A 21174-nucleotide genomic window follows, 5' to 3' on the forward strand; every position below is an offset into this window, starting at 1 on the left:
GACCTGTCCCATTGGGACCGGTCTCCCGTTGTTTGCCGTGTACGGTGGGCGACCGACGCCGCCCGGCGCCTCTATTCCGTCCTGATCCGCATCTCGACCCGGCGGTTGACCGGATCGTAGGGATTGGCGACGCGCGGGTGCGACTTGCCCAGACCAATCGCTTCGAGCCGGGTGGACTGTACGCCGTTCGCGGTCAGGAATGCGGCAACCGATTTCGCCCTGCGCTGCGACAGGTCCTGGTTGTAGCGATCCGAACCCGAAGCATCGGTGTGGCCTTCGACAACGAAGCTGAACGAACTCAGCCGGTTGTCTTTCAGTGCCTTGGCGAACTCGTCGAGCTCGGTGCGCGCGGTCTGGTCGAGCTGGGCGGAATCCAGCGCAAAATTGATCATCATATCGAGGCCGGTTTTTGTGGGGGCCGCGTTCTTGTCGTTCTTGCTCTTGCACTCTTCTTCGGTGCCGACGCAGATGCCGCGCGTCGCCCCGAGATTGCCCGCGCCGGTGAAGAACTTCACGATGTCTTCGGATTTCTGAAGCGGATCAGCGGAAACGTGCGTCGAAAAAAGCACGGCCGCCAATGCAAAGGCTGAACTGGCCCACCGCATGACCATTACTCCCTGTTTGAGCGGATCTCGCTGCGGCCGACAATAGCAAATCTCGCGCCGATTGTCTGTGAACAAACACACGCTGGAAGCCGCTGCCATTTGCTACGCTAACGCTTGACCAGCGCCTCCGCGGGGGCTTCAGTATCTCTATTCCAAGTAAGGGCGTGGCAGCCATGGCCAACGGGCTCCGGTTCAGGACGGCGCGGGATCTCTTCAGCGCTTGTCCCGCCATCGCCCGGGATATGAAAGCGGTCCCGACCGACCAGCCGTCGATCGAGTTTTGCCGCGCGCTGCTCGCCGGGCGTGTCCCGGAGGAGGCACTCACCTTCTGCGCCTATCTGCTGCCCGAGCGGGCCGCGATCTGGTGGGCGCATGAGTGCCTGAGCAACCTTGCCGAACTCCTCGGCGACCGGGACCTCGAATTGCTGGCGCTCGTCGGCGACTGGGTCGGCGAACCCGGCAATCCCGACCATCGCGAGGCGGTTGCCCAGGCCGTGGAGGTGCCGCCCGCGACGCCTGTCTCCTGGATCGCTTTGGCAGCAGGCTGGCGCGACGGCGGCTCGGCCATCGACCAGGCGACAGCCGGGTTTCCGACGGCCCATGCCGTCAGCGCGGGCATTCTGGCAGGCCTTGCCCGGGTGTCGCTGGCGGACCGGTTTGCCGTGCTTTCAGCCTTCGTCGAAATGGGCATCGAGATGGCGGAAATGGAGACGCAGCAGCACTCGGCCGACGCTTACTAGGTCGTGAACCCGTAAACGGACAACGTCTCGAATGGGTGGAAACTTGCCGTACGCGCGCCCCTGTCGGAACGACGTGATTGCGGGAAGGAGCGGACGTCGCGCCGCCTATGCGGCTTGCTCACTCTAGCATCGGGGCGGTCCGCAGACCGTTGAATCGAAATCGCTACGAAGCCCACGGGCAGACTCTTAGCCTCCCGCGCTGAGCATTTCGATGATTGTTAAATCCAAAGACGGTGGCCGTCGAGCGAGTTTTCAGCAGCCCATTTCCGCAGCCTATTAATGTGCAACTTGGGAAGCTGCCGACATCAATTCTTCGGGATTCGGCGCTCTGAAGGTGTTGAGGCCATCCTCCAGAACTTCAGTGAAGTTCCAGCGTACGATGCCCGCCCGGTCGATTAGGAACTGACCGACAAGCTGCCCCGAGCCGGAAGCCATCGCCTGCTGATCGGCTTCCGTCATCTCATATCCTTCCTTCTTATTAAGAAACTCGTCCATTGCCATGACGTCCATAGGCTTGGGCAACTCGCCCGGGAGATGGATCCGTATCGCCATGACCGTATCCATCCCGACCTCGCGCAAGCCGAAAGCACGGTGCGAGGCCCGCTCCGGGTCGGATGCGGCGAGAAGATCGGGTGCCGGGTGGTAACGGAAATAGAGCCGCGCCCGCTCGACCGGCGTATTGACCACCGCCAGGCATTCGACGCCTTTCTCACGCAGGGCCGGCTTGAGTTGCGCCATCGCCGCGACATGGCGCCGGCAGAACGGACAGTGCAGGCCTCGGAACAAACCGATCAACAACGGGCTACGGCCTTGAAAATCATCGAGCGCGATCTTGCCTTCGCGTGAGATCGCATTGAGCACAACATTCGGTGCCCGGTCGCCCGGCTGCAGCGGGCGGTCAACACTACTCGTGGACATGGACGACCTCCTCGCCCCGGGTGAGTCAGGGAAAGCAGCACACCCAGCGTTTCGGAGGCGATCAAGTGCTGGGGCGAAAGCTTCCTGTGCCAAGGCAATAGCTTTCGACCTCTGCCATATTGCGAGGTCGAGATTACGCGCGTTGCAAGCCCATCATAACACGAAAAAGCATCTGCGGTCGCCGCCAAATGTGGTGAATGACCTCACGCGAGCGCACTCCCGAACGCTCTTGCGCTGAAGGTCAGGTTCCCGACCTCGATTTGGAGGTTCAAGTCTGCAACGCCCAAGGTCGTCAACGGGTCGAGAACCGACCTAAGGCTTCCACATTCGCCCACGCCCTGATTCATGATTTTGGCATGAGCCGGTATGACCTGACTGAATTCGAATGGCGCATCATCGAGCCGCTCCTCCCGAACAAGCCTAGGGGCGTGCCTCGTGTGGATGATCGTCGCGTGCTGAATGGCATTTTCTGGGTGTTGCGATCCGGCGCGCCTTGGTGTGACCTGCCCGAGCGCTATGGCCCAGGCACCACCTGCTACAATCGCTTTACGCGATGGCGAAGGGCAGGCGGTGTGGGAGCGGCTGATAGACGCCATCAAAAGCTCGTACGATGGCAATATCCAGATGATCGACAGCACTTCCGTTCGCGCCCACCAACAAGCCGCAACCGCGAAAACCGGGGATCGAGATCATTGTCTGGGTCGATCGCGCGGCGGGCTCACGACCAAGATCCATGTCGTCGTCGACGCGCGAGGACTCCCGATCCGGCTTGGGCTGACGGCAGGCCAAGCGCACGATGGGAAGATCGCCGACTTTCTCCTCGACCATCTTGGCTCGCGCACCATAGTGCTGGCAGACAAGGCATACGACGCCGACCGCATCCGGGAGCTTATTGAGGATCAGGGCGCAACACCAAACATTTCACCCAAGAGCAACCGGCGATGGAAACCCTGCTTCAGCAAGCGGCTCTACCGTGAGCGCAACCTGATTGAACGCTTCTTCTCCAAGCTGAAGCACTTCCGCCGCGTCGCCACCCGCTACGATAAGCTCGCGGCCAACTTCCTCGCGATGGTCCAACTCGCCTCAGTGCGGCTATGGCTACGCGCTTATGAGTCTACGACCTAGCCAAGCCTGCTCAAATGTCGGCGATCACTTGCAGCCGCCTTGCGCCTCTTTGGGTCAACCTCCCCAGCCGCCGCCACCACCACTGTTGCCGCCACTGCCTCCGCCCATCGCTGGAATGACAGGAGGCGGAGCTTCAGTTGTTACCTCCGCCGGTTCGATCGGTGTCTTCGCGGTGACCTTCTTCTGCTTGATCACCTTTGGCGTGGTCGTTGTGCGAACGACTTTTTGCTTCGTCGTCGGCTCCGGTTCGACCTTGGGCATCACGGCGGTGCACCCCGCGACAGCCAGAACTCCGGTTAGGAATGTTGCGATAATTGCCAGTTTCGATGCCCTGCCCACCATTGCCTCCTTGTTGATCAGAACAAGTCCCGACGCGGATTGGCTTGTTCCCAGACCGCCCTGGCCGTCTTGACCAGTTGAACGTCCAACGAGCCGTCCGCCGAAATCTTTGACTTGAGTTCCCCACGCAACTGTTTCAGGGCCGCCGTTTTCGCTTTGGCTCCGAACTTCGCCAGCGTGGCCTTGGCATCTGGAATTTCGTTGCGAACATCGAGCGCGGCCGCGAAAGCAAGGTAACGTACGGCGAGAGACTGGTCCGCCTTCTCGCCCCGCTGCAGTTCCAGAGCCGCGCGATCATATGCGGCCGACTGATCACCGCGGTCGGTCGCCAGCTCGAACAGGCGTTGCGCCTCAGCAAGGTCCTGCTGCACACCGACACCGTCCCTGTACATGCGCGCCAAGCTGCCCGGAGCGAAGGGTTGGCCGAGATCCATGGATTTCTGGAAGAGTTCGAGCGCGCTCTTGGGATCCTTCTCAACCCCAGTGCCGGCGAGATAGTTTCGGCCGAGCAGGTTCATCGAATACATGTCCTGCCGTTCGACGCCCGCTTTCAGGAAGGCCACGGCGCGAGCCGGATCGGCAGGCACGCCGTTACGACCTTCCGTAAAAATCGCGGCGAGGTCGTTCATCGCGTAGGTATGGCCCATTGCCGCCGCCTTGAGCAGGAGGTCGAGCCCTTTGCCGGTGTCACGCTCGACACCATAGCCATTGAACAGGGCGCGGCCCCATGACGTCATCCCGTAGGGGTCGCCCTTGTCGGATGCCGCTGCATAGAAGGCGTTGGCCTGCTTGCGGTTGGTGGGCATCCCCGTTCCCGTTGCATTCAGATAGCCAAGCTCGAACACCGCCCGGACATGCCCCCTGTCGGCAGCTTCCTGGATCGCCTTCTTGGCCTCCTCGACCTTGCCGACAACAAGCAGCGCACGCCCGAGCTGGTAGCGGAAGCGGGCGACGTCGGGATAGGCTTTCACCGCTGCCCGGCAGACATCCACGGCGTTGCTGCTGATTTCGTTCGGCAGCAGGCCCGGGACAACGCCCTGCAGGTCGAGAGGCTCGCCGGCCTCCCTGTCGCAGGGGTCGACGCTTGGCGACAGCTTCATCGTCGCCGGCTTTGACGACGCATTGTCGGCCCTGATTTCGAAGCCGACGCTCAGCGGCTTGACGGCGCCGATCTGGGGTTCGTAGCGCAAATGGTCGACCTCATCGGCCATCAGACTTGAATCGGGAGACAAGGTGCGGTCCGGCAGCGACAGCGTTCCCGTTGCCGGATAGCTCGCGAGCTTCAGGCTGACGGCGGGATCATTGGTCGGGAACTCGAGCTTCAGCGGCACCGGGCCGACACCGACCGGGACGTTTATGTCGCGGTTCTCGATCGCCTCGGCGGCGCCGGTGATGTGAATGCCGCGCTCCAGCACCTGCTGCTTCTGCTCGGCCTCGAGCGAAGCCATCAGCTGCTGCCCTTCGGCGGCGTTCCCATTCTTGACCCGAAACACCAGGATACCCTGGGATTGACCGCCCCAATTGTCATGCGCGGCATAGGCCAGCATGTCGACCTCTTCCTGCGCGCCGGATCCTTTCGGCACGTCCATCTTAAGGCGCGGCAGATCCTTGCCCGCTATCGGCTGGCCAATTGCCACAGGCTTGCCGTCCAGCGTCAGGCGTCCAAGCGCCGGCGGCCTTTCGATGCTGACGGTGACAGCGCCGCCATCGACATCGACCGGCTCCGGCAGGTCCAGCGCCACCGGTCCGACGCCCGACGGCACGACCTTTTCCAGCACCGGCGGCAACGCCGGTCGACTGGCGCGGCGCATCAGCACCACCTCGTCAATCAGCGAGGAATTCTCCCAAGGGACCTGCTTGCCGTCGGTGGCTTTGACTACGTCGCGGCGAACGGCCGCCATCACCGTGCGGATCTCCTGGTTGGGCGCCAGCGCGCGGCGGGAAAAGGCGGACGAGAACGGGCTGAGGGCACCGCTGCCGTCATAGGCGACGGCTCCGGGCTCGGTGGCGAAGGCAATCAGCGTGTTCAGCGAGCTCTTCACCTGCGCAAGCCCAGTGCCGCCCGCGGCAATCAGCTGGTCTCGCAACCAGTAATCCTTGCGCGGGAATGGATTGTTGCGGCAGGCATCGAGAATGATCACCTGGATCTTCGATTTCGCCCGCAGCTGCTCCAGCACGTCGTCGAGCTTGATCGCCTGGACCTCGATGTCGGCCGCACCTTTCAGCGACGCATCCACCGGGATGAGGAAATTCTCGCCGCCGATCTGAAAGCCATGGCCGGAATAATATACGACGGCGAGATCCGCACCGTCCGCCGCGGCGAGATAGTTGCGGAACTGCTCCTCGAACTGAAGCTTGGTGAGATCCTTGGCGACGAACACGTCGAAGCCGGCCAGTCGGAATGTGCTCGACACATCCTCGGCATCCTTGTCCGGATTCTTAAGTGCCGGGATGTCGCGGTATTCGGAATTGCCGATGACAAAGGCAACCCGGCGCTCCGCATGAGCTTCGAACGCCGTGAAGCTCACGAGAACCAGGGCTGCAAGGAACGCGCAGCATCGCAGCATGGCAAATCCTTAACTGCTATGACCTGTCGGCCACAGGAACGCAGCTTGCGGCGCCGAGGTCTGTTAAAGAGTTCACAATCTGCCGGGACCAGAGCAGACCGCATGCATAACGACAGCGGGCATGCGTCTCATCCAATCAGGTGCTAAAATACCCCAGACACATATACACCGCAATGAGAAGACGCGCTGGATCGCCGGATTGCGTCGCGGCCATCCAACTTCAGCTTAAGGGCTGCCGGCGTTTGCGCTGCTTATGCCAGCCGCGCCGCATGCCACTTCAAATGGTCGTCCATGAAGGTCGAGATGAAATTGTAGGAGTGATCGTAGCCTTCCTGCATGCGCAGCGTCAGCGCGATGCCGGCCTTTTTGCACGCTTCTTCGAGCAGCCACGGGCGCAGGCCATCATGGAGGAAGCCGTCGGCGCTGCCCTGGTCGACGAGCAGTTCGCCGTAACGATGGCCGTCCTCGATCAGCAGCGTGGCGTCATAGGCGCGCCAGCTCTTCTCGTCCGGCCCGAGATATTTCTCGAGCGCCGGCCGCGACCAGCCCGCCGTCGTCGGCTGCACGATCGGCGCGAAAGCCGAGCAGCTGCGGAAGCGCTCCGGGTTCTTCAGTGCGATGATCAGCGCCCCGTGCCCGCCCATCGAATGGCCGAAGATCGACTGGCGCGACATGTCGACCGAGAAATTCGCGGCAATAAGCGCCGGCAATTCCTCGGTGACGTAGGAGTACATGCGATAGTTTTTTGCATAGGGCGCTTGCGTCGCGTCGACGTAGAAGCCGGCGCCGCAGCCGAACTGCCAATTGTCTTTCTCATCGGGAACATCCGGGCCGCGCGGGCTCGTGTCTGGGCAGACGAGGACGAGCCCAAGCTCGGCCGCCAGGCGGCGGTATTCGCCCTTATCCATGACATTGGCATGGGTGCAGGTGAGCCCCGACAGATACCACAGAACCGGCAACGGCCCGTCCTTGGCCTTGGGCGGCACGAAGACGGCAAAGGTCATGTCGCAAGCGCAGACTTCCGACGCGTGCGAATAGACGCCTTGGATGCCGCCATGCGACTTGGACGTGGAAAGGACGTTCATCGGTTCTGCCTTCTCGCCGGGGATGTCCGGTCCGACATACCTGCCGGACCGCGCGCTCGCAACCTTAGCGCCTTGTCAAAGCGACGCAGACGCGCGATCGAGCCACGGAACGAGGGACATTTTCTTCTCCAATGGCTAGTCAACCGCCAGGCTGCTGTCGCCCATGTCGACAGTCACCTTGTCGATCGGAATGCCAAGACGTTCCGAGGCGATCTCACGAGACTGTGACGGCGCCGATGGAAGCTGGCGGCAGAGCACGCCGGGACAGCAGAGGAACGTTTCGCGTCAGCGAGGTTGACTTCAACCTGGCGGTGCGCAGCGGCGCGGCGCAAGCTCCCACCAACCGATCGAAGTCACACCGGTGCTCCAGTTGCCGAACCGTAGCTGATTGCGAGTTTGCAACCAAGGCTACCAGGCCCTGCCCAACGACAGGAGGGGAGGTTTCGAGCAGGGCATGGGGGTGGGGGCTTTGGTTCAATGCCGCGGTCCGTGCTCCACCAGATGGAAGCTGTATCGGTCGCGCACGAACTCGTTGAAGAACCGGCCCTTGGACCGAGCAGCCTTGAATGCCGCGTAGGTCTCGGGCTCAACCTGCTGATAGTCATAGCGGTCGCCGCTCGGGACGAACCATACCGAAAGGATCTTCGGCGCCGGGTCGTAATAGGTGTTCCGGATGGCAGTGAAAGGCATGACGAACGCCCTGTTGGCCAACGCGTAATTCCTGGAGCTGTCATGGGTTCCGTCGCACCGGGTGCCGACGGACCAGGGCCTTGCGAGACCCGCCGAATTGCCTATCTGAGGGTTCATGCCGTCAACGAAATCGAGGGCCGCGGCGCAAGTCCGCCAAGTGGATCTTTTCGGTGTCCCAAACAGCCTGCCGGCAGGATTCCGCTACCGGCCGGAGCTGATCACGCGCGCCGAAGAAAGAGAGTTGGTCCGCCACATCGAAGGTCTGCCGTTCAAGCCCTTCGACTTTCACGGCCATCTTGCCAACAGGCAGGTTGTCGGCTTCGGGCTGCGTTACGACTACGATCGCCGCGAGGTCGTGGAAGCACCGGCCATACCCGACTTCCTGCTGCCGCTTCGCGACAAGGTCGCCGACTTCGCCGGTCGGCCCGCATCGGAGTTCTCGCAAGTGCTGATCAACGAGTACCGGCGTGGCGCCGGCATCGGCTGGCATCGCGACAAGCCCCATTTCGACCTCGTCGCAGGCGTCTCCCTGCTGGCATCCTGCAGTTTTCGGCTGCGCCGCAGGAACGGTGCGACATGGGACCGGCAGACGATCGAGGTCGAGCCGAGATCCGCCTATCTCATGGCCGGTCCGGCGCGCAACGAATGGGAGCACAGCATTCCGCCACTCGCGGAGCACCGCTACTCCGTCACATTTCGGACGTTGCGGCCCAAGCTGTAAGTGGCGCGCCTCTGCGAGCCCGGAGCCGATTTCCGATACGCCTGCGGTCGCGGGGCAGGTCGCCGATCGCATGCATGCCTGGAACCGTTTTTCAGGACCGTCGCTCATAAAGCACGGTATTGAGTGGCCTCTTCGCAAATCAGCAGCCAGCCGACAGTTTCTGCTCGGCCGGCGTTATGCCAGAGCCCGATATTGCCAAGCCGCCTTCATCACGGGTCGAGCCATGGCGTGGTGTCCTCTACAGCCGTGCCGGCATTTGCCGGATCGGACGGACGGCGCGCAACGAAGCGGCCGAAACCAGCTTGCGCCTGCAGCTTTCCGCCCGCGATCAGCGGCTCACCGCGCAGCAGCACGGTGACCGGCTTGCCCGTCACCACCTTGCCTTCGTAAGGCGAAAAGTCGACGCGCGAATGCAGCATTTCGTGGCTGATGGTCCACTTGTGTGCAGGGTCCCAGAGCGCGAGATCCGCGTCCAGGCCAACGGCGATGCGACCCTTGCAGTGTTCGAGACCGTAGATCGCGGCGGCATTGCGCGAGGTCAGATCGAGATATCGCTGCAGCGTCAGCCGACCGGTCAGCAGCCCTTCGGAAAACAGCAGCGGCAGCCTGGTTTCCAGGCCGGGAATACCGCTCAATGTCGTGGTGAAACCTGGCTCCGCCGCCTTGCCGATCTTGTCGGCGAAATAATAGGGTGAATGATCGGACGACCAGAGGTCGATGCCGCCGTCCGCCAGCAACCGCCAGAGAAGCTCGCGGCTATGCGGCGTACGCGGCGGCGGCGAAAAGACGAAGCGGGCGGCGTCCCTGCCTGGGCGGTCGAGGTCTGCAGCGCCGAGGAAGATGTATTGCGGGCAGGTTTCGGCCGCGACGTCGACGCCGCGATGACGTGCCCGCGCGACCTCCTCGGCGGACTGCTGCGACGACACGTGGACGATAGTTATGCGGGCGCCGGTCATCTCCGCCAGCGCCAGAGCCCGATGGGTGGCCTCGCGCTCCATGATCTCGCTGTGCGCCACGGCGTGGTAGCGCATCTCGGTGCGGCCAAGCTCCATCAGCCGCTGCCGCGTGCGCCGAATGGCGGCATCATTCTCGGCATGAACCATGACGATCCAGCCGAGCGTCCTCGCCGTATCGAGCACGGTCAAGAACAGGTCGTCGTCGACCGCGAAGCCCTGGTAGGTCATGAAAAGCTTGACCGAAGCGATGCCTTGCCCGGCCAGTTGGCTGAGCTGTGCCTCGACGTTCTCACCGGTTGCCGTCGTCACCACCGCATGGAGGCCGTAGTCGATGATGGAACGCCCCGCCGCGCAGCCCATCGCCCGCTCGAGCGCGCCCACGGTCGTCATGTCCGGGCCGGGCATGCCGAAGGGCACGATGCAGGTCGTGCCGCCGAACGCGGCGGATATGGAGCCCGATTCGAAGTCGTCCGCGTTGCCGGCGGCGCCCCAGACCGGCTGATCGAGGTGGCAGTGGGCATCGATGCCGCCCGGCATCACCCACAGCCCCGCGGCGTCGATGGTTTGCGCGCCTCGCAGGCCTCTATCTATCGCGGCGATGCGGCCGTCATCGATGCCGATGTCGCAATCTCGCCAACCGTCATCGAGGGCGACGTGTCCGCCCCTGATCACCAATTCATGCAAAGGCGACGCCATGGATGCTCACCACATCGCCATTGAGGCTACGGCGATATCCACACCAGGGCTTTGGCGCGGCACGCTCAGGCCCTCAGCCGTTTGCCATCGGGGTCGAAAGGCGGCCGCTCAAGCAACACAGCCTTGTGCGGCTGGCCGAGGATCGCAACCGTCACCGCGTCTCCCGATTTCACCGACCCGGCCTTCACATAGCCGAGCGCGAGCGACATGCCGACATGGTAGCCATAGGCGCCGGACGTGACCTGGCCGACCGGCGTGCCATCGGGGAGGAAAATCGGCTCGCCGCCGGTGGCGTCGGCGTCCTTCGCCTCGATCGAGATCATGATCAGCTCGTCGCGGGCCGGCTTCGACGCCAGCGCGGCATAGGCGTCGCGGTTGAGGAAGTCGCCCTTGTCCATCTTGATCAGGCGGTCGAACTTGACCTCCTGCGGCCAGTATTCGGGCGAGTATTCGCGGCCCCAGCTGCCATAGCCTTTCTCCACCCTGAGCGACATCAGCGCGCGCGAGCCGACCGGGCCGCCGCCTTCCTGCCGAGCGGCGTCGAGCAGTGCGTTGTAGAGCGCGGTCTGGTCCTTCTCCTCGCAATAGAGCTCCCAGCCGAGGTCCCCGGTGAAAGAGACACGCAGCGCAATGACATCGAGGCCGGCAACGGCGATGCGGCGCGACGCCATGAAAGGAAACGACGTCGTCGTCAGGTCGTCATTGGTCAGGCGCTGCAGAACCGCGCGCGATTTCGGCCCGGCGACGTTGAAGCCGCACATATCCTCGGTGCGGGAGCGGAACGTCGTGCCCTCAGGCAACGGCACCATCTGGAAGAAACGCTGGTGATAGCGCTCGGCCATGCCGGAGCCGAAGACGCGATACTCGTCCTCCGCCAGCTTGGTGACGGTGAAGTCGCCGGCGATGCCGCCGCGCTTGCCGATCAGCGGCGTCAGACAAGATCGTCCGGCCTGCGAGGGGATCTTGTTGGCGAAGAGCGCGTTCAGCCAGGCCTCGGCGCCCGGCCCCTTCACCTCGTATTTGGCGAAGTTGGAGATGTCGATGATGCCGACATGGTCGCGCAGCATGCGCGCCTCGCGGCCGACCGGATGCCACCAGTTCTGCCTGGTGAAGCCGATCGTCTCCTCGCGCTGCTCGCCGTCGATGGAAAACCACAGCGGATGCTCCCAGCCGAAGTTCAAGCCGAACACCGCGCCGTTTTCCTTCTGCATGGAATAGGCCGGCCGTGTGCGCACCGGCCGGCCCGCCGCGCGCTCCTCGTTCGGGAAATGGATCTTGAAGCGATGGCTGTACTGGTCCTGCACGCGCGCCTTGACGAAGTCCTTGCCTGCCCACTGGCCGAAGCGGGCGAGATCCCAGCCGAACATGTCGAGCGTCGGCTCGCCCTCGATCATCCACTCCGCCGCCAGGCGCCCGAGACCGCCGGACTGCGAGAAGCCCGGGATGATGCCGGCACAGCAGAAGTAGTTGCGGAGTTCCGGAACGGGGCCGAACAGCGCGGCGCTGTCCGGCGACCAGATCATCGGGCCGTTGATCACCCGCCTGACGCCGGCCGTGCCGACCGCAGGCACGCGGGCGATGGCGCGCATCATGTTCTCCTCGATGCGTTCCAGATCGTCCGGGAACAGCTCGTGGCCGAAATCCTGGGGCGTGCCGTCCTCGGCCCAGAATTTCATTGCCCGCTCATAGGCGCCGATCAGCAGGCCGAGGCCTTCCTGGCGCAGATAATATTCGCCGTCGCGGTCGGCGACCGAAGGCAGGCGCCGGCCCATCGAGGCGATCTCGGGGATCGTCTCGGTGACGAAATATTGGTGCTCGGTCGGAATGAGCGGCAGCGACAGCCCGGCGAGAGCGCCGACCTCACGCGCCCACAGGCCGGCGGCGTTCACCACCCATTGCGCATGGACGTCGCCCTTGGTGGTGCGCACGATCCAGCTTCCGTCCGGCTGCTGCTCGGTTCCGGTCACCGCCGTGAACCGATGGATCTCGGCGCCGCGCTGACGCGCGCCGGCCGCGTAGGCGGCCGTCACGCCCGAGGGATCGACATTGCCGCCTTCAGGTTCATACATGATGCAGCGTATGCCGTCGAAGTCGACGAGCGGGTGCAATCGCTCGGCCTCGGCCCGGTCGACCTCGTAGAAGTTCATCTTGTAGCGGCGCGCCTTGGCCTCCTGCAGCCGAAGCTGGTGTTCGCGCGCCTCGGTCTGGGCGAGATAGAGCGATCCCGGCTGGAAGATGCCGCAGCCCTGGCCCGTCTCCTTCTCGAGCTCCTTGTAGAGCGCCATCGTGTAGTGTTGCAGGCGGCTGATGTTGGTCGAGTCGTGCAGGCCGTGGATGTTGGCCGCGGCATGCCAAGTCGAGCCGGACGTCAGCTCGTCGCGCTCGAAAAGCACGACGTCGCTCCAGCCGTGCTTGGTCAGGTGGTAGAGGATCGAGCACCCGATCAAGCCGCCGCCGATCACAACAGCCTGGGCATGGGTCCGCATTTACGTGTTCCTTGTGGCTGTGTGCCGGAGCCGGACGGCCGGGCGACGGGCCGGATAACAACAGGGGTTTGTGCTGGCTCTTGTGCCGACAAAATGACCCCACTTTTTCGAACGCCGGCAATGTAGAAAGCTCGGGAAACGACTGTAAAGCCTGCTATTGGGGCTGGCTGCTGGTTTTCGAGGCAGTTAAGAGCAAAAAAAACGAGGTCATAGCCACATCAATCTTCGTTTGTAGGCATAGAGGCCGGGTGTAGCTTTTGGCGGGGAATTGAGCAGCCGCGACCAGCGGCGCCACCAATGGGAGCCACCCGCCATGGACTTGCATTCCGAGCGCGGAGATAGACCGGCCAAACCGGCATGCCTCCCGCCGTCCATGCGTCTTGACGGTCCGGCGGCGCGGTCGCGCTGCGGCCTTCAAAACCGGTTCCGCACCAGTCGAAAAGACAGCGCCGAAGCGCCCTGTCCGGCACGCGCATCGCGACAACTCGGAGGTTAAGACCTTGGACAAGACATCGCATCCCTATATTCCGACACTGCTCGATCAACTTAACGAGGGCGAGATCAGCCGCAGGGACTTCCTGCGCAAGTCGACGCTGCTCGGGCTTTCGGCCGGCGCGGCCTATGCCATGGCCGGCATCATCGACCCGGCGACGCAAGCGCGTGCCGGCGACCTGCCGAAAGGCGGCAATTTGCGCATCGGCATGCGCTGCATGGAGATCAAGGATCCGCATCTGGCCGACTTTGCCGAAAAATCCAACGTCATCCGCCAAGTCTGCGAATATTTGACCTTTACCGACCGCAACAACATCACTCACCCCTATCTCTTGGAGAAGTGGGACGTCAGCGACGACCTGAAGACCTGGACGCTGCACATCCGCAAGGATGTGAAATGGCGTGACGGGCGGGCGCTCAACGCCGACGACGTGATCTGGAACCTGAAGCGTGTCAGCGATCCCAAAGTCGGTTCCTCGGTGTTCGGCCTGTTCACCGGCTATCTGGTCGAGGAGTACGATACCGGCGAGAAGGACGATAAGGGCAATCCGAAGAAGTCGAGCCGGCTGTGGTCCGACAAGGCGATCGAGAAGGTTGACGACAGCACGGTGCGGCTGAACCTCTTCTCGCCGCAAATCGCGGTCGCCGAACATCTCTTCCACTATCCGATGTTCATCCTCGATCCGAAGGACAACGGCGCCTTCGGCCCGAGCGCCAACGGCACCGGTCCGTTCGAGATGGTCGAATACACCGTCGGCAAGGGCGCGAAGTACAAGGCGCGGACTGATTACTGGGGCGGTGCTGCGCATCTCGACACCTTCGAATTCGTCGACCTCGGCGACAATCCGGGCGCCGGCATCGCGGCGATGGCGTCCAAGCAGGTCGACGGCCTGTCGGAAGCCGACGCCGTGCAGATCAATTCAATGAAGGCCTTCCCGCATGTCGCGGTCCACAAGGTCGAAACGACGCAGACCATCGTCATGCGCATGCATCCCGACGTCGAGCAGTTCAAGGACAAGCGCGTGCGCCAGGCCATGCGCCATGCGCTCGACCGCGACAAGATCATCCAGACCGTCCTGCTCGGCGCCGGCACGCCGGCCGAGGACCATCATGTGGCGCCGTCGCACCCCGAATATGCCGCACTGCCCAAATGGCCGCGCGACGTCGAGAAGGCGAAGAAGCTGATGGCCGACGCCGGCCATGCCGACGGCTTCGAGTTGGATTTGGTGACACGACCGGACCCGATCTGGGAGCTCAACACGACACAGGCGATGGCCGAACAGCTGAAGGACATCGGCATCAAGGCCAACATCAAGTCGCTGCCGAGCGCGCAATACTGGGAAGTGTGGACCAGCGCGCCCTTCAGCCTCACCGCCTGGGGCCACCGCCCGCTCGCCATCATGACGCTCGGCCTCGCCTACCGCTCCAATGCCGCCTGGAACGAGTCGCATTTCTCGAATGCCGAATTCGACAAGCTGCTCACCCAGGCCGAGGGCATTCTCGACCCGAAGGAGCGCAGCAAGGTGATGGAGAAGATCGAGCTGATCATGCAGGACGAGGGCCCGATCGTGCAGCCGTTCTGGCGGATCTTCTCGACCGTCATGGACAAGAAGGTGCAGGGCTTCGAACTGCATCCATCGCAGTACATCTTCGCCAAGGATTATGCGGTCGCCTCCGCCTAGACCACGTTGCGCCCTGTCGGCGACCAGACGGCCGGGCGTTCCTTTCCACTCGCACCCAGAACGGAAACGTCCGGCTGATGGCAATATTCGTGGCGAAACGGCTGGCGATGATGATGCTCACCATGGTCGCAGCGTCGTTTCTGGTGTTCGCCGTCTGTGAGTTCACCCCGGGCAGCGTCGCGCGCAAATCGCTCGGGCCGTTCGCGACGCAAGAGCAGGTCGACTTCCTGACCAAGAAGCTGAAGGCCGACGATCCGCTGCTGGTGCGTTACGGGCGCTGGGCGGGCGTGCTGCTCGGCATCATTCCGGACCCGCTCCAGGACCCGAGCACCGGGCTCAATTTCAAGGATCCGCGCGGCGCGCAGTATTTCGGCAATTTCGGCTATTCGACGCTGAACAAGCTGCCCGTCAACGACGTGATCTGGAGCCGGCTCGGCAATACGGCGATCCTGGCTGGGCTGGCCTTTCTGCTGATCGTGCCGCTGTCGATCGTCTTCGGCATCCTGTCCGGCCTGAAGGAAGGCGGCGTGCTCGACCGGCTCTTGTCGGTGATCTGCATCACCTTCACCTCGATCCCGGAATTCGCGTCGGGGGTTTTCCTGGTTACGCTGTTCGTCATTCTGTGGCCGGTGCTGCCGGGCACCAGCCCGCTCGACTCGGAAGGCGGATGGTCGGTTCCGTCACAGCTCGTGCTGCCGGTCGCGGTGCTCGTCATCTATGATTTCGGCTATGTCGCGCGCATGATCCGCGTGTCGATGATCGGGGTGATGGAAAAGCCCTATATCCGCACCGCGGTGCTGAAGGGAATGAGCACGCGCCAGGTCGTCATCGGCCATGCCCTGCGCAACGCCATGATCGCCCCGTTCACGGTGCTGCTCCTGCAGATCAATTTCCTGATCAGCGGCGTGGTGGTGACCGAACTCGTCTTCGCCTATCCGGGCTTCGGTCGGCTGCTGCTCGATGCCAGCCTGTTCGGCGACATCGCGACCATCGAGGCGGCCACGCTGATCACCGTCGCCATCGCGGTCACGACGCAATTCGTCGGCGATCTCGGTTACATGCTGCTCGATCCACGCATAAGATTGCGATGAGCGCACTGGTCGAGCAGAGAGCGATGGAGGCGACAGCCGTCAAGGCAACGGGCAGGGCACGCCTGAAATGGGCGCGCATCCTGCGTTCGCCCACAGCCATGGTCGGGCTGTTCCTGGTCGGCTTCTGGGTGGTTGCGGCGATCCTCGCGCCGGTGCTGCCGCTCTATTCACCGACCGAGCAGGATGTCATGGCGCTGGCCGATCCGACACCGTCGGCGGCGCATTGGCTTGGCGTCGACATTCTCGGCCGCGATGAGCTGTCGCGCCTGATCTTCGGCGCCCGCACCGTGCTGGTCGTCGCGCCGCTTTCGGTCGCGGTCGCCATGATCGTCGGCATCACGCTCGGCATGATCGCCGGCTGTTACGGCGGCTGGATCGATGCCGTGATCAGCCGCCTGTCCGACATCATCCTCGCCTTCCCGGTGCTGGTCCTCTACGTCATCCTGATCGCCAATATCGGGCCATCGATAATCAACATCGTCATCGCCACGACGATCGCCTCGGCGCCAGGAATCGGGCGAATAACGCGCGGGCTGGTGCTCGGCCTGAAGGAGCAGGAATACATCGCCGCCGCCAGGCTGCGCGCCGAAAGTACTTTATACATCATGCTGGTCGAGCTGTTGCCCAACTGCCGCGGCATGCTGATCGTCGATGCCTGCCTGCGCATCGGCTACACCATCATCACCATCGGCATTCTCGGCTTCCTTGGCCTTGGCCTGCCGCCGCCCAATCCGGACTGGGGCGGCATGGTCAAGGAAAGCACGACGGTGCTCAACGTTTGGCCGTTGATGTCGGTGCTGCCCTCAATCGCCATCGTCAGCCTGGTTCTTGGTTTCAACCTCTTGGCCGACGGCCTGCGGGAGGCCTGGAAGCCATGACGATGGTCGCCGAGACAATTTCGACGAATGGCGAACGCGCGTCCGAGACGCCGCTCCTCGCTGTCCAAGACCTGCGCATCGAGTTTCGCGGGAAGGCCGAGACGATCGTTGCGGTGCCGAAGCTGTCTTTCGAGGTGAAGCCCGGCGAAAGCTTCGGGCTGGTCGGCGAATCCGGCTGCGGCAAGAGCACCACGGCGATGGCGATCATGGGCTATCTCGGTGCGACAGGCGTCGTCGCCGGCGGCAGCATCCGCTTCGAAGGCGAGGAACTGGTCAACGCACCGGCGCATAAGTTGCGCGCCATTCGCGGGCGGCGCATCGCCATGGTCTACCAGGACCCGATGAGCGCGCTCAATCCGGTCAAGACGATCGGCGCGCAGCTTGCCGAGGTGCCGATGCTCCATCTCGGCGCAAGTCGCGTCGAGGCGCTCGACAGGGCGGCCGCCATGCTGAAGGACGTGCGCCTGCCCGACGCCGGCGACATGCTGAAGCGCTATCCGCACCAGCTTTCAGGCGGCCAGCAGCAGCGCGTCGTCATCGCTATGGCGCTGCTCGGACGGCCGTCGCTGCTCTTGCTCGACGAGCCGACCACCGGCCTCGACGTGACGGTGGAGTCGGCGGTGATCGATCTGATCGGCGAACTGCGCCGTCGCTATGGAACCAGCCTGCTGTTCATCTCGCACAATCTCGGCCTGATCGCCGAAAGCTGCGACCGGGTCGGCATCATGTATTCCGGCGAGTTGGTCGAGGAGGCGCCGACGCGCGAGCTCTTCGGCCGGCCACGCCATCCCTACACGCAAGGGCTGATCGACTGCATTCCCGATATCGGGCAGGGCAAGCACAGCCGCACGCTTGCCGCCATTCCGGGCCATATCCCGCTGCCGTCGGAGCGGCCGCGCGGCTGCCTTTTTGGTCCGCGCTGCGCCGGTTTCCGCGCCGGCCTGTGCGACCGGCCCGGCATGTCGCTGGAACCGGTCGGCGAACGGCATGTTGTGCGCTGCGTGCGCTGGCCCGAACTCGAGGTGGCTCGTCGGGAGCTGCCGCCGCTATCCGGCGAGAGCGCGGCACCGGCAGCCGCGATCACTGTTTCCGACATCACCAAGTTCTATCACCTCGGTTACCAGAAGACGCTGAAGGCCAATGAGGCCGTATCCTTCGAGGCCGGCAAGGCCGAGATCGTCGCGCTGGTCGGCGAATCCGGCTGCGGCAAGTCGACCCTGGCGCGTATCGTCACCGGCCTCGACCGCGCCACTTCGGGCGAAATCCGCATGGCTGGCGAAAACATCGCCGCGATCGAGGCGAGCGCGCGGCCGAAGCCCCTGCTGCAATCGATCCAGATGGTGTTCCAAAATCCGGATTCGACGCTCAACCCGTCGCACAGCGCCGGCTTCTCGATCCGCCGCTCGCTGAAGAAATTCGGCATCCGCAAGGGCAAGGCGGCCATTGACCAGCGCATGCGCGAGCTGCTGGAGATGGTCCGGCTTTCGCCGGACTTCGCCGCCCGCCGGCCGAGCCAATTGTCCGGCGGACAGAAGCAGCGCATCGCCATTGCCCGCGCCTTCGCCTCCGACCCGTCGCTGATCGTCGCCGACGAGCCTGTGTCGGCGCTGGATGTCTCCGTGCAGGCGGCCGTGGTGACGCTGCTGCTCGACATCCAGAAGACCCGGCATGCGACGATGCTGTTCATCAGCCATGACCTGGCGCTTGTGCGCCACGTCGCCGACAAGGTCGTGGTGATGTATCTCGGCAAAGTGATGGAAAAAGGCACGGTCGAGGAGATCTTCGGCGGCGCGACCCATCCCTACACCGAGGCGCTGATCTCGGCGATCCGCAGCACGAAACCGGAAGGGGCAGAGCGCAAGCGCGTCACGCTGACCGGCGACACGCCGAGCCCCGTCGATGTCCCGCGCGGCTGCCGCTTTGCCAGCCGCTGCCATCGCAAGCTGGGTTCGATCTGCGACAGAGAGCCGCCACCGATCCGCAGGATGTCCGCCACGCACGAGATCGCCTGCCACATCCCGGTGGAAGCGCTGGAGACTCCCAGGCATCAGGACGAGGCGCGCGACCGTTCATGACGACGCCAGCTTCACTGGGCCGCCTCTGGCGACAAGCCGAACGGTCGCGCGCCATCCTGCCGATCATGGCGCGCATCTGCCTGGCCGGCACGGGCAGCGCGATGCTGACGACGGCCGTCTCGCTGGCATTGAGCGCGCCGGGCATCGACCCTTCCGAAGTGCAATTGGTGCTGACCGCCTATCCGGTCGGATTTCTCATCGGCTGCCTCGTTGCGCGTCCGCTGGTGTCGCGCGTCGGCCATGAGCGCGCCTTCTTCGCCATAACCGTGCTTGCAAGCCTCGCCGCCTCGGGGTTCGCGCTCACCGATTTCATGCCGGCATGGCTTTGCTTCCGGCTGCTCGGCGGGCTTGCCATGGCGGCGATGTTCGTTGTCTGCGAAAGCTGGATCAACCTTTATGCAGACCAACACAATCGCGGCAGGCTGTTCTCCATCTACATGCTGACGACCGCGGTCGCCGTGCTGTTCGGACAGCTGCTGCTGGAGACCGTCGGCGCGCATTCGCCGCATCTGTTCGGCGTCAGCGCGGCGACCGTGCTCTTGTCGGCGCTTGCACGGTTTGTCTCCAGACCTTGGCCTGCCCTGCCCGCCGAGCAAACCGAGCCGTCCCTGGCCGATATCCCGGCGAAGGACGAACGCTATGGCGTCGTCCAGTTGCTGCGTCTCGCTCCGGTAACGGTGGTCAGCATCTTCCAGGCCGGCATCACCAACATGAACATCTTCGTGCTGACGCCGATCTACGGCGCCAAGATCGGACTGTCCGCCACCGCCACTGTCGGCCTGGTGACGACCGTCAGCGTTGCCGGCATGCTGGCGCAGACGCCTATCGGATGGCTATCCGACCGGTTCGACAGGCGCATCATGCTGCTTGTCCAGGGCCTGCTTTCCGTGTCGCTATGCGCGTCGATCGCCTGGCTGGGCAGCGGACCGCTGCCGCTGCTGTTCCTGCTGTTCTTCCTCTATGGAGCAACCGCGCTCACGGTCTATCCTGTGGCCATCGCCTTCGCCAATTCGCGAATGCACAGCCGGCACATGGTGGCGGCTTCGGGCACGCTGCTTCTGCTCTATTCGATCGGCAACATCCTGACGCCGGGTCTGGCGGCGGGGCTGATGGAGCGTACCGCGCCGCAGGCCATGCTGTTCGTGCTCGGCACCGGCGGCATTCTGGTGGCGCTTGCGGCTTGCATCAATCTGCGCCGGCGGCCGGTCGGTGTCGCGGTTGCGCAGCCGTGCGGAGGCGAGCCGTGAACAGCGCCCTTGCCCACCGTTTGGATGGCAAGTTCGTTCTGATCACGGGCGCCGCGAGCGGCATCGGCGGCGCCATCGCGCGCCGCTGCGCCGAGGAGGGAGCCTGTATCGCCTGCGCGGATCGGGACGCCGCAGCGACGAAGGCGCTTGCCGCCAGCCTTGGGCCGAGTGCTCTGGCTGTCGACTGTGACGTCACCGATCCGGACTCGGTCCAAGATGCTGTCCACGCGACTGCTCAGGCATTCGGCCGGCTGGACGGTCTGGTCCACAACGCCGCGGCTCCCTCGACCGACGGCACCGTCGCCGACCTTGCAGTCGACAAGTGGCGGCTGGAAGTCGACGTGAGCCTGACCGGCGCCTTCCTGATCTCCAAATGCGCCGTGCCGCTGATGGCATCGAGCGGCGGCGGGTCGATCGTCTTCATCGGCTCGCAATTCGCGCGCGTCGCCGTCGGCAAGGCGGTGGCCTATTGTGCGGCGAAGGCGGGGCTTGTGCATTTGGCAAAGGCGATGGCGATTGACCATGCGGCTCAGAACATCCGGGTGAACAGCCTGTCGCCGGGAGCGGTCGCGACCGCGCGCCTGCTGCAGCGCTGGCCCAGTCTGGAGGCGGCCGACAAGGGTCTAGGGCCTGCGCATCTGCTCGGACGAATTGCCGAGCCCGAAGAGATCGCGGCCGCCTGCGCCTTTCTGCTTTCGTCCGACGCTTCGTTCGTCACCGGCACGGACCTCCTGGTGGATGGCGGCTATGCGGTGCGTTGAACCAATTTCCAGCATAGGAG

At 63.8% G+C, this 21174-nt stretch carries 17 protein-coding genes; 9 read left to right on the forward strand and 8 right to left on the reverse strand.

The features are described from left to right. Positions 1-71: 71 nt before the first annotated feature. Positions 72-605 carry an OmpA family protein gene (locus tag CK220_RS15600; protein WP_176479106.1) on the reverse strand — a complete coding sequence of 178 codons (534 nt, stop codon included), beginning with the start codon at positions 603-605 and terminating at the stop codon, positions 72-74. Between the two features lie 242 nt (positions 606-847). Between CK220_RS15600 and CK220_RS15605 the strand changes: the two genes are divergently transcribed. Continuing rightward, a complete protein-coding gene (locus CK220_RS15605) occupies positions 848-1345 on the forward strand; it encodes a hypothetical protein (protein ID WP_245429223.1) in 498 nt (165 codons plus the stop codon). Between the two features lie 276 nt (positions 1346-1621). Here the strand turns inward: CK220_RS15605 and CK220_RS15610 are convergent, their stop codons facing one another. Then, complete coding sequence (locus CK220_RS15610; protein ID WP_095812380.1) at positions 1622-2263, reverse strand: peroxiredoxin-like family protein; 642 nt, start codon at positions 2261-2263, stop codon at positions 1622-1624. Between the two features lie 356 nt (positions 2264-2619). Between CK220_RS15610 and CK220_RS15615 the strand changes: the two genes are divergently transcribed. After that, positions 2620-3388 (forward strand): IS5 family transposase gene (locus CK220_RS15615; protein ID WP_095812381.1). Its coding sequence is split into 2 segments (ribosomal slippage): positions 2620-2829 and positions 2831-3388, totalling 768 coding nucleotides; the frame shifts between segments, so codons are not numbered across the junction. 54 nt (positions 3389-3442) lie between these two features. On the opposite strand, the gene CK220_RS15620 is transcribed toward CK220_RS15615, so the two are convergent. The 4 genes from CK220_RS15620 to CK220_RS15635 all read right to left on the reverse strand — a co-directional run bounded on the left by CK220_RS15620 (position 3443) and on the right by CK220_RS15635 (position 8069). Continuing rightward, positions 3443-3649 carry a hypothetical protein gene (locus CK220_RS15620; protein WP_245429225.1) on the reverse strand — a complete coding sequence of 69 codons (207 nt, stop codon included), beginning with the start codon at positions 3647-3649 and terminating at the stop codon, positions 3443-3445. A gap of 95 nt (positions 3650-3744) precedes the next feature. Next, positions 3745-6294, reverse strand: a complete 2550-nt coding sequence (locus tag CK220_RS15625; RefSeq protein ID WP_095812383.1) for a caspase family protein — start codon at positions 6292-6294, stop codon at positions 3745-3747. 251 nt (positions 6295-6545) lie between these two features. Further along, entirely contained in the window at positions 6546-7379 is an 834-nt protein-coding gene (fghA, locus tag CK220_RS15630) for an S-formylglutathione hydrolase (RefSeq protein WP_095812384.1), read from the reverse strand. Positions 7380-7853: 474 nt separating this feature from the next. Next, the gene (locus CK220_RS15635; RefSeq protein WP_095812447.1) at positions 7854-8069 is read right to left on the reverse strand and encodes a KTSC domain-containing protein; all 216 of its coding nucleotides are present in this window, start codon (positions 8067-8069) and stop codon (positions 7854-7856) included. Between the two features lie 115 nt (positions 8070-8184). Here CK220_RS15635 and CK220_RS15640 point away from each other — a divergent pair, with 115 nt between their 5' ends. Continuing rightward, positions 8185-8790: an alpha-ketoglutarate-dependent dioxygenase AlkB gene (locus CK220_RS15640; protein WP_095812385.1), complete on the forward strand. Its 606-nt coding sequence runs from the start codon at positions 8185-8187 to the stop codon at positions 8788-8790. Positions 8791-8999: 209 nt separating this feature from the next. Here the strand turns inward: CK220_RS15640 and hydA are convergent, their stop codons facing one another. Together hydA and CK220_RS15650 are read right to left on the reverse strand one after the other, a co-directional pair. Next, complete coding sequence (gene hydA / locus CK220_RS15645; RefSeq protein ID WP_245429226.1) at positions 9000-10442, reverse strand: dihydropyrimidinase; 1443 nt, start codon at positions 10440-10442, stop codon at positions 9000-9002. 65 nt (positions 10443-10507) lie between these two features. Further along, the gene (locus CK220_RS15650) at positions 10508-12928 is read right to left on the reverse strand and encodes an FAD-dependent oxidoreductase (RefSeq protein WP_095812386.1); all 2421 of its coding nucleotides are present in this window, start codon (positions 12926-12928) and stop codon (positions 10508-10510) included. Between the two features lie 500 nt (positions 12929-13428). Between CK220_RS15650 and CK220_RS15655 the strand changes: the two genes are divergently transcribed. From CK220_RS15655 to CK220_RS15680, 6 genes are all read left to right on the forward strand, one after another. Continuing rightward, on the forward strand, positions 13429-15102 hold the full coding sequence (locus CK220_RS15655; RefSeq protein ID WP_095812449.1) for an ABC transporter substrate-binding protein: 1674 nt from the start codon (positions 13429-13431) through the stop codon (positions 15100-15102). Between the two features lie 77 nt (positions 15103-15179). Further along, on the forward strand, positions 15180-16193 hold the full coding sequence (locus CK220_RS15660) for an ABC transporter permease (protein WP_095812387.1): 1014 nt from the start codon (positions 15180-15182) through the stop codon (positions 16191-16193). After that, positions 16190-17071 (forward strand): ABC transporter permease, encoded by an 882-nt coding sequence (locus CK220_RS15665; RefSeq protein ID WP_245429227.1) that lies wholly within the window; start codon positions 16190-16192, stop codon positions 17069-17071. The genes CK220_RS15660 and CK220_RS15665 overlap by 4 nt, the downstream gene beginning before the upstream one ends. Further along, positions 17068-19146 (forward strand): ABC transporter ATP-binding protein, encoded by a 2079-nt coding sequence (locus CK220_RS15670; RefSeq protein WP_095812388.1) that lies wholly within the window; start codon positions 17068-17070, stop codon positions 19144-19146. The genes CK220_RS15665 and CK220_RS15670 overlap by 4 nt, the downstream gene beginning before the upstream one ends. Beyond that, positions 19143-20393 (forward strand): MFS transporter, encoded by a 1251-nt coding sequence (locus tag CK220_RS15675; RefSeq protein WP_095812389.1) that lies wholly within the window; start codon positions 19143-19145, stop codon positions 20391-20393. Before CK220_RS15670 ends, CK220_RS15675 begins: the two co-directional genes overlap by 4 nt. Next, positions 20390-21154: an SDR family oxidoreductase gene (locus CK220_RS15680; protein ID WP_095812390.1), complete on the forward strand. Its 765-nt coding sequence runs from the start codon at positions 20390-20392 to the stop codon at positions 21152-21154. The genes CK220_RS15675 and CK220_RS15680 overlap by 4 nt, the downstream gene beginning before the upstream one ends. The last annotated feature ends 20 nt before the right edge of the window (positions 21155-21174 follow it).

Source organism: Mesorhizobium sp. WSM3860 (genome assembly GCF_002294995.1).
Taxonomy (GTDB): domain Bacteria; phylum Pseudomonadota; class Alphaproteobacteria; order Rhizobiales; family Rhizobiaceae; genus Mesorhizobium.

Excerpts from the sequence above, each read along its gene's own strand:
- CK220_RS15610 (WP_095812380.1), bottom strand. The coding sequence starts at position 2,263 with ATGTCCACGAGTAGTGTTGACCGCCCGCTGCAGCCGGGCGACCGGGCA.
- fghA (WP_095812384.1), bottom strand. The coding sequence starts at position 7,379 with ATGAACGTCCTTTCCACGTCCAAGTCGCATGGCGGCATCCAAGGCGTC.
- CK220_RS15620 (WP_245429225.1), bottom strand. The coding sequence starts at position 3,649 with ATGCCCAAGGTCGAACCGGAGCCGACGACGAAGCAAAAAGTCGTTCGC.
- CK220_RS15675 (WP_095812389.1), top strand. The coding sequence starts at position 19,143 with ATGACGACGCCAGCTTCACTGGGCCGCCTCTGGCGACAAGCCGAACGG.
- CK220_RS15660 (WP_095812387.1), top strand. The coding sequence starts at position 15,180 with ATGGCAATATTCGTGGCGAAACGGCTGGCGATGATGATGCTCACCATG.
- CK220_RS15625 (WP_095812383.1), bottom strand. The coding sequence starts at position 6,294 with ATGCTGCGATGCTGCGCGTTCCTTGCAGCCCTGGTTCTCGTGAGCTTC.
- CK220_RS15600 (WP_176479106.1), bottom strand. The coding sequence starts at position 605 with ATGCGGTGGGCCAGTTCAGCCTTTGCATTGGCGGCCGTGCTTTTTTCG.
- CK220_RS15635 (WP_095812447.1), bottom strand. The coding sequence starts at position 8,069 with ATGCCTTTCACTGCCATCCGGAACACCTATTACGACCCGGCGCCGAAG.
- CK220_RS15650 (WP_095812386.1), bottom strand. The coding sequence starts at position 12,928 with ATGCGGACCCATGCCCAGGCTGTTGTGATCGGCGGCGGCTTGATCGGG.
- CK220_RS15605 (WP_245429223.1), top strand. The coding sequence starts at position 848 with ATGAAAGCGGTCCCGACCGACCAGCCGTCGATCGAGTTTTGCCGCGCG.
- CK220_RS15640 (WP_095812385.1), top strand. The coding sequence starts at position 8,185 with ATGCCGTCAACGAAATCGAGGGCCGCGGCGCAAGTCCGCCAAGTGGAT.
- CK220_RS15665 (WP_245429227.1), top strand. The coding sequence starts at position 16,190 with ATGAGCGCACTGGTCGAGCAGAGAGCGATGGAGGCGACAGCCGTCAAG.
- hydA (WP_245429226.1), bottom strand. The coding sequence starts at position 10,442 with ATGGCGTCGCCTTTGCATGAATTGGTGATCAGGGGCGGACACGTCGCC.
- CK220_RS15670 (WP_095812388.1), top strand. The coding sequence starts at position 17,068 with ATGACGATGGTCGCCGAGACAATTTCGACGAATGGCGAACGCGCGTCC.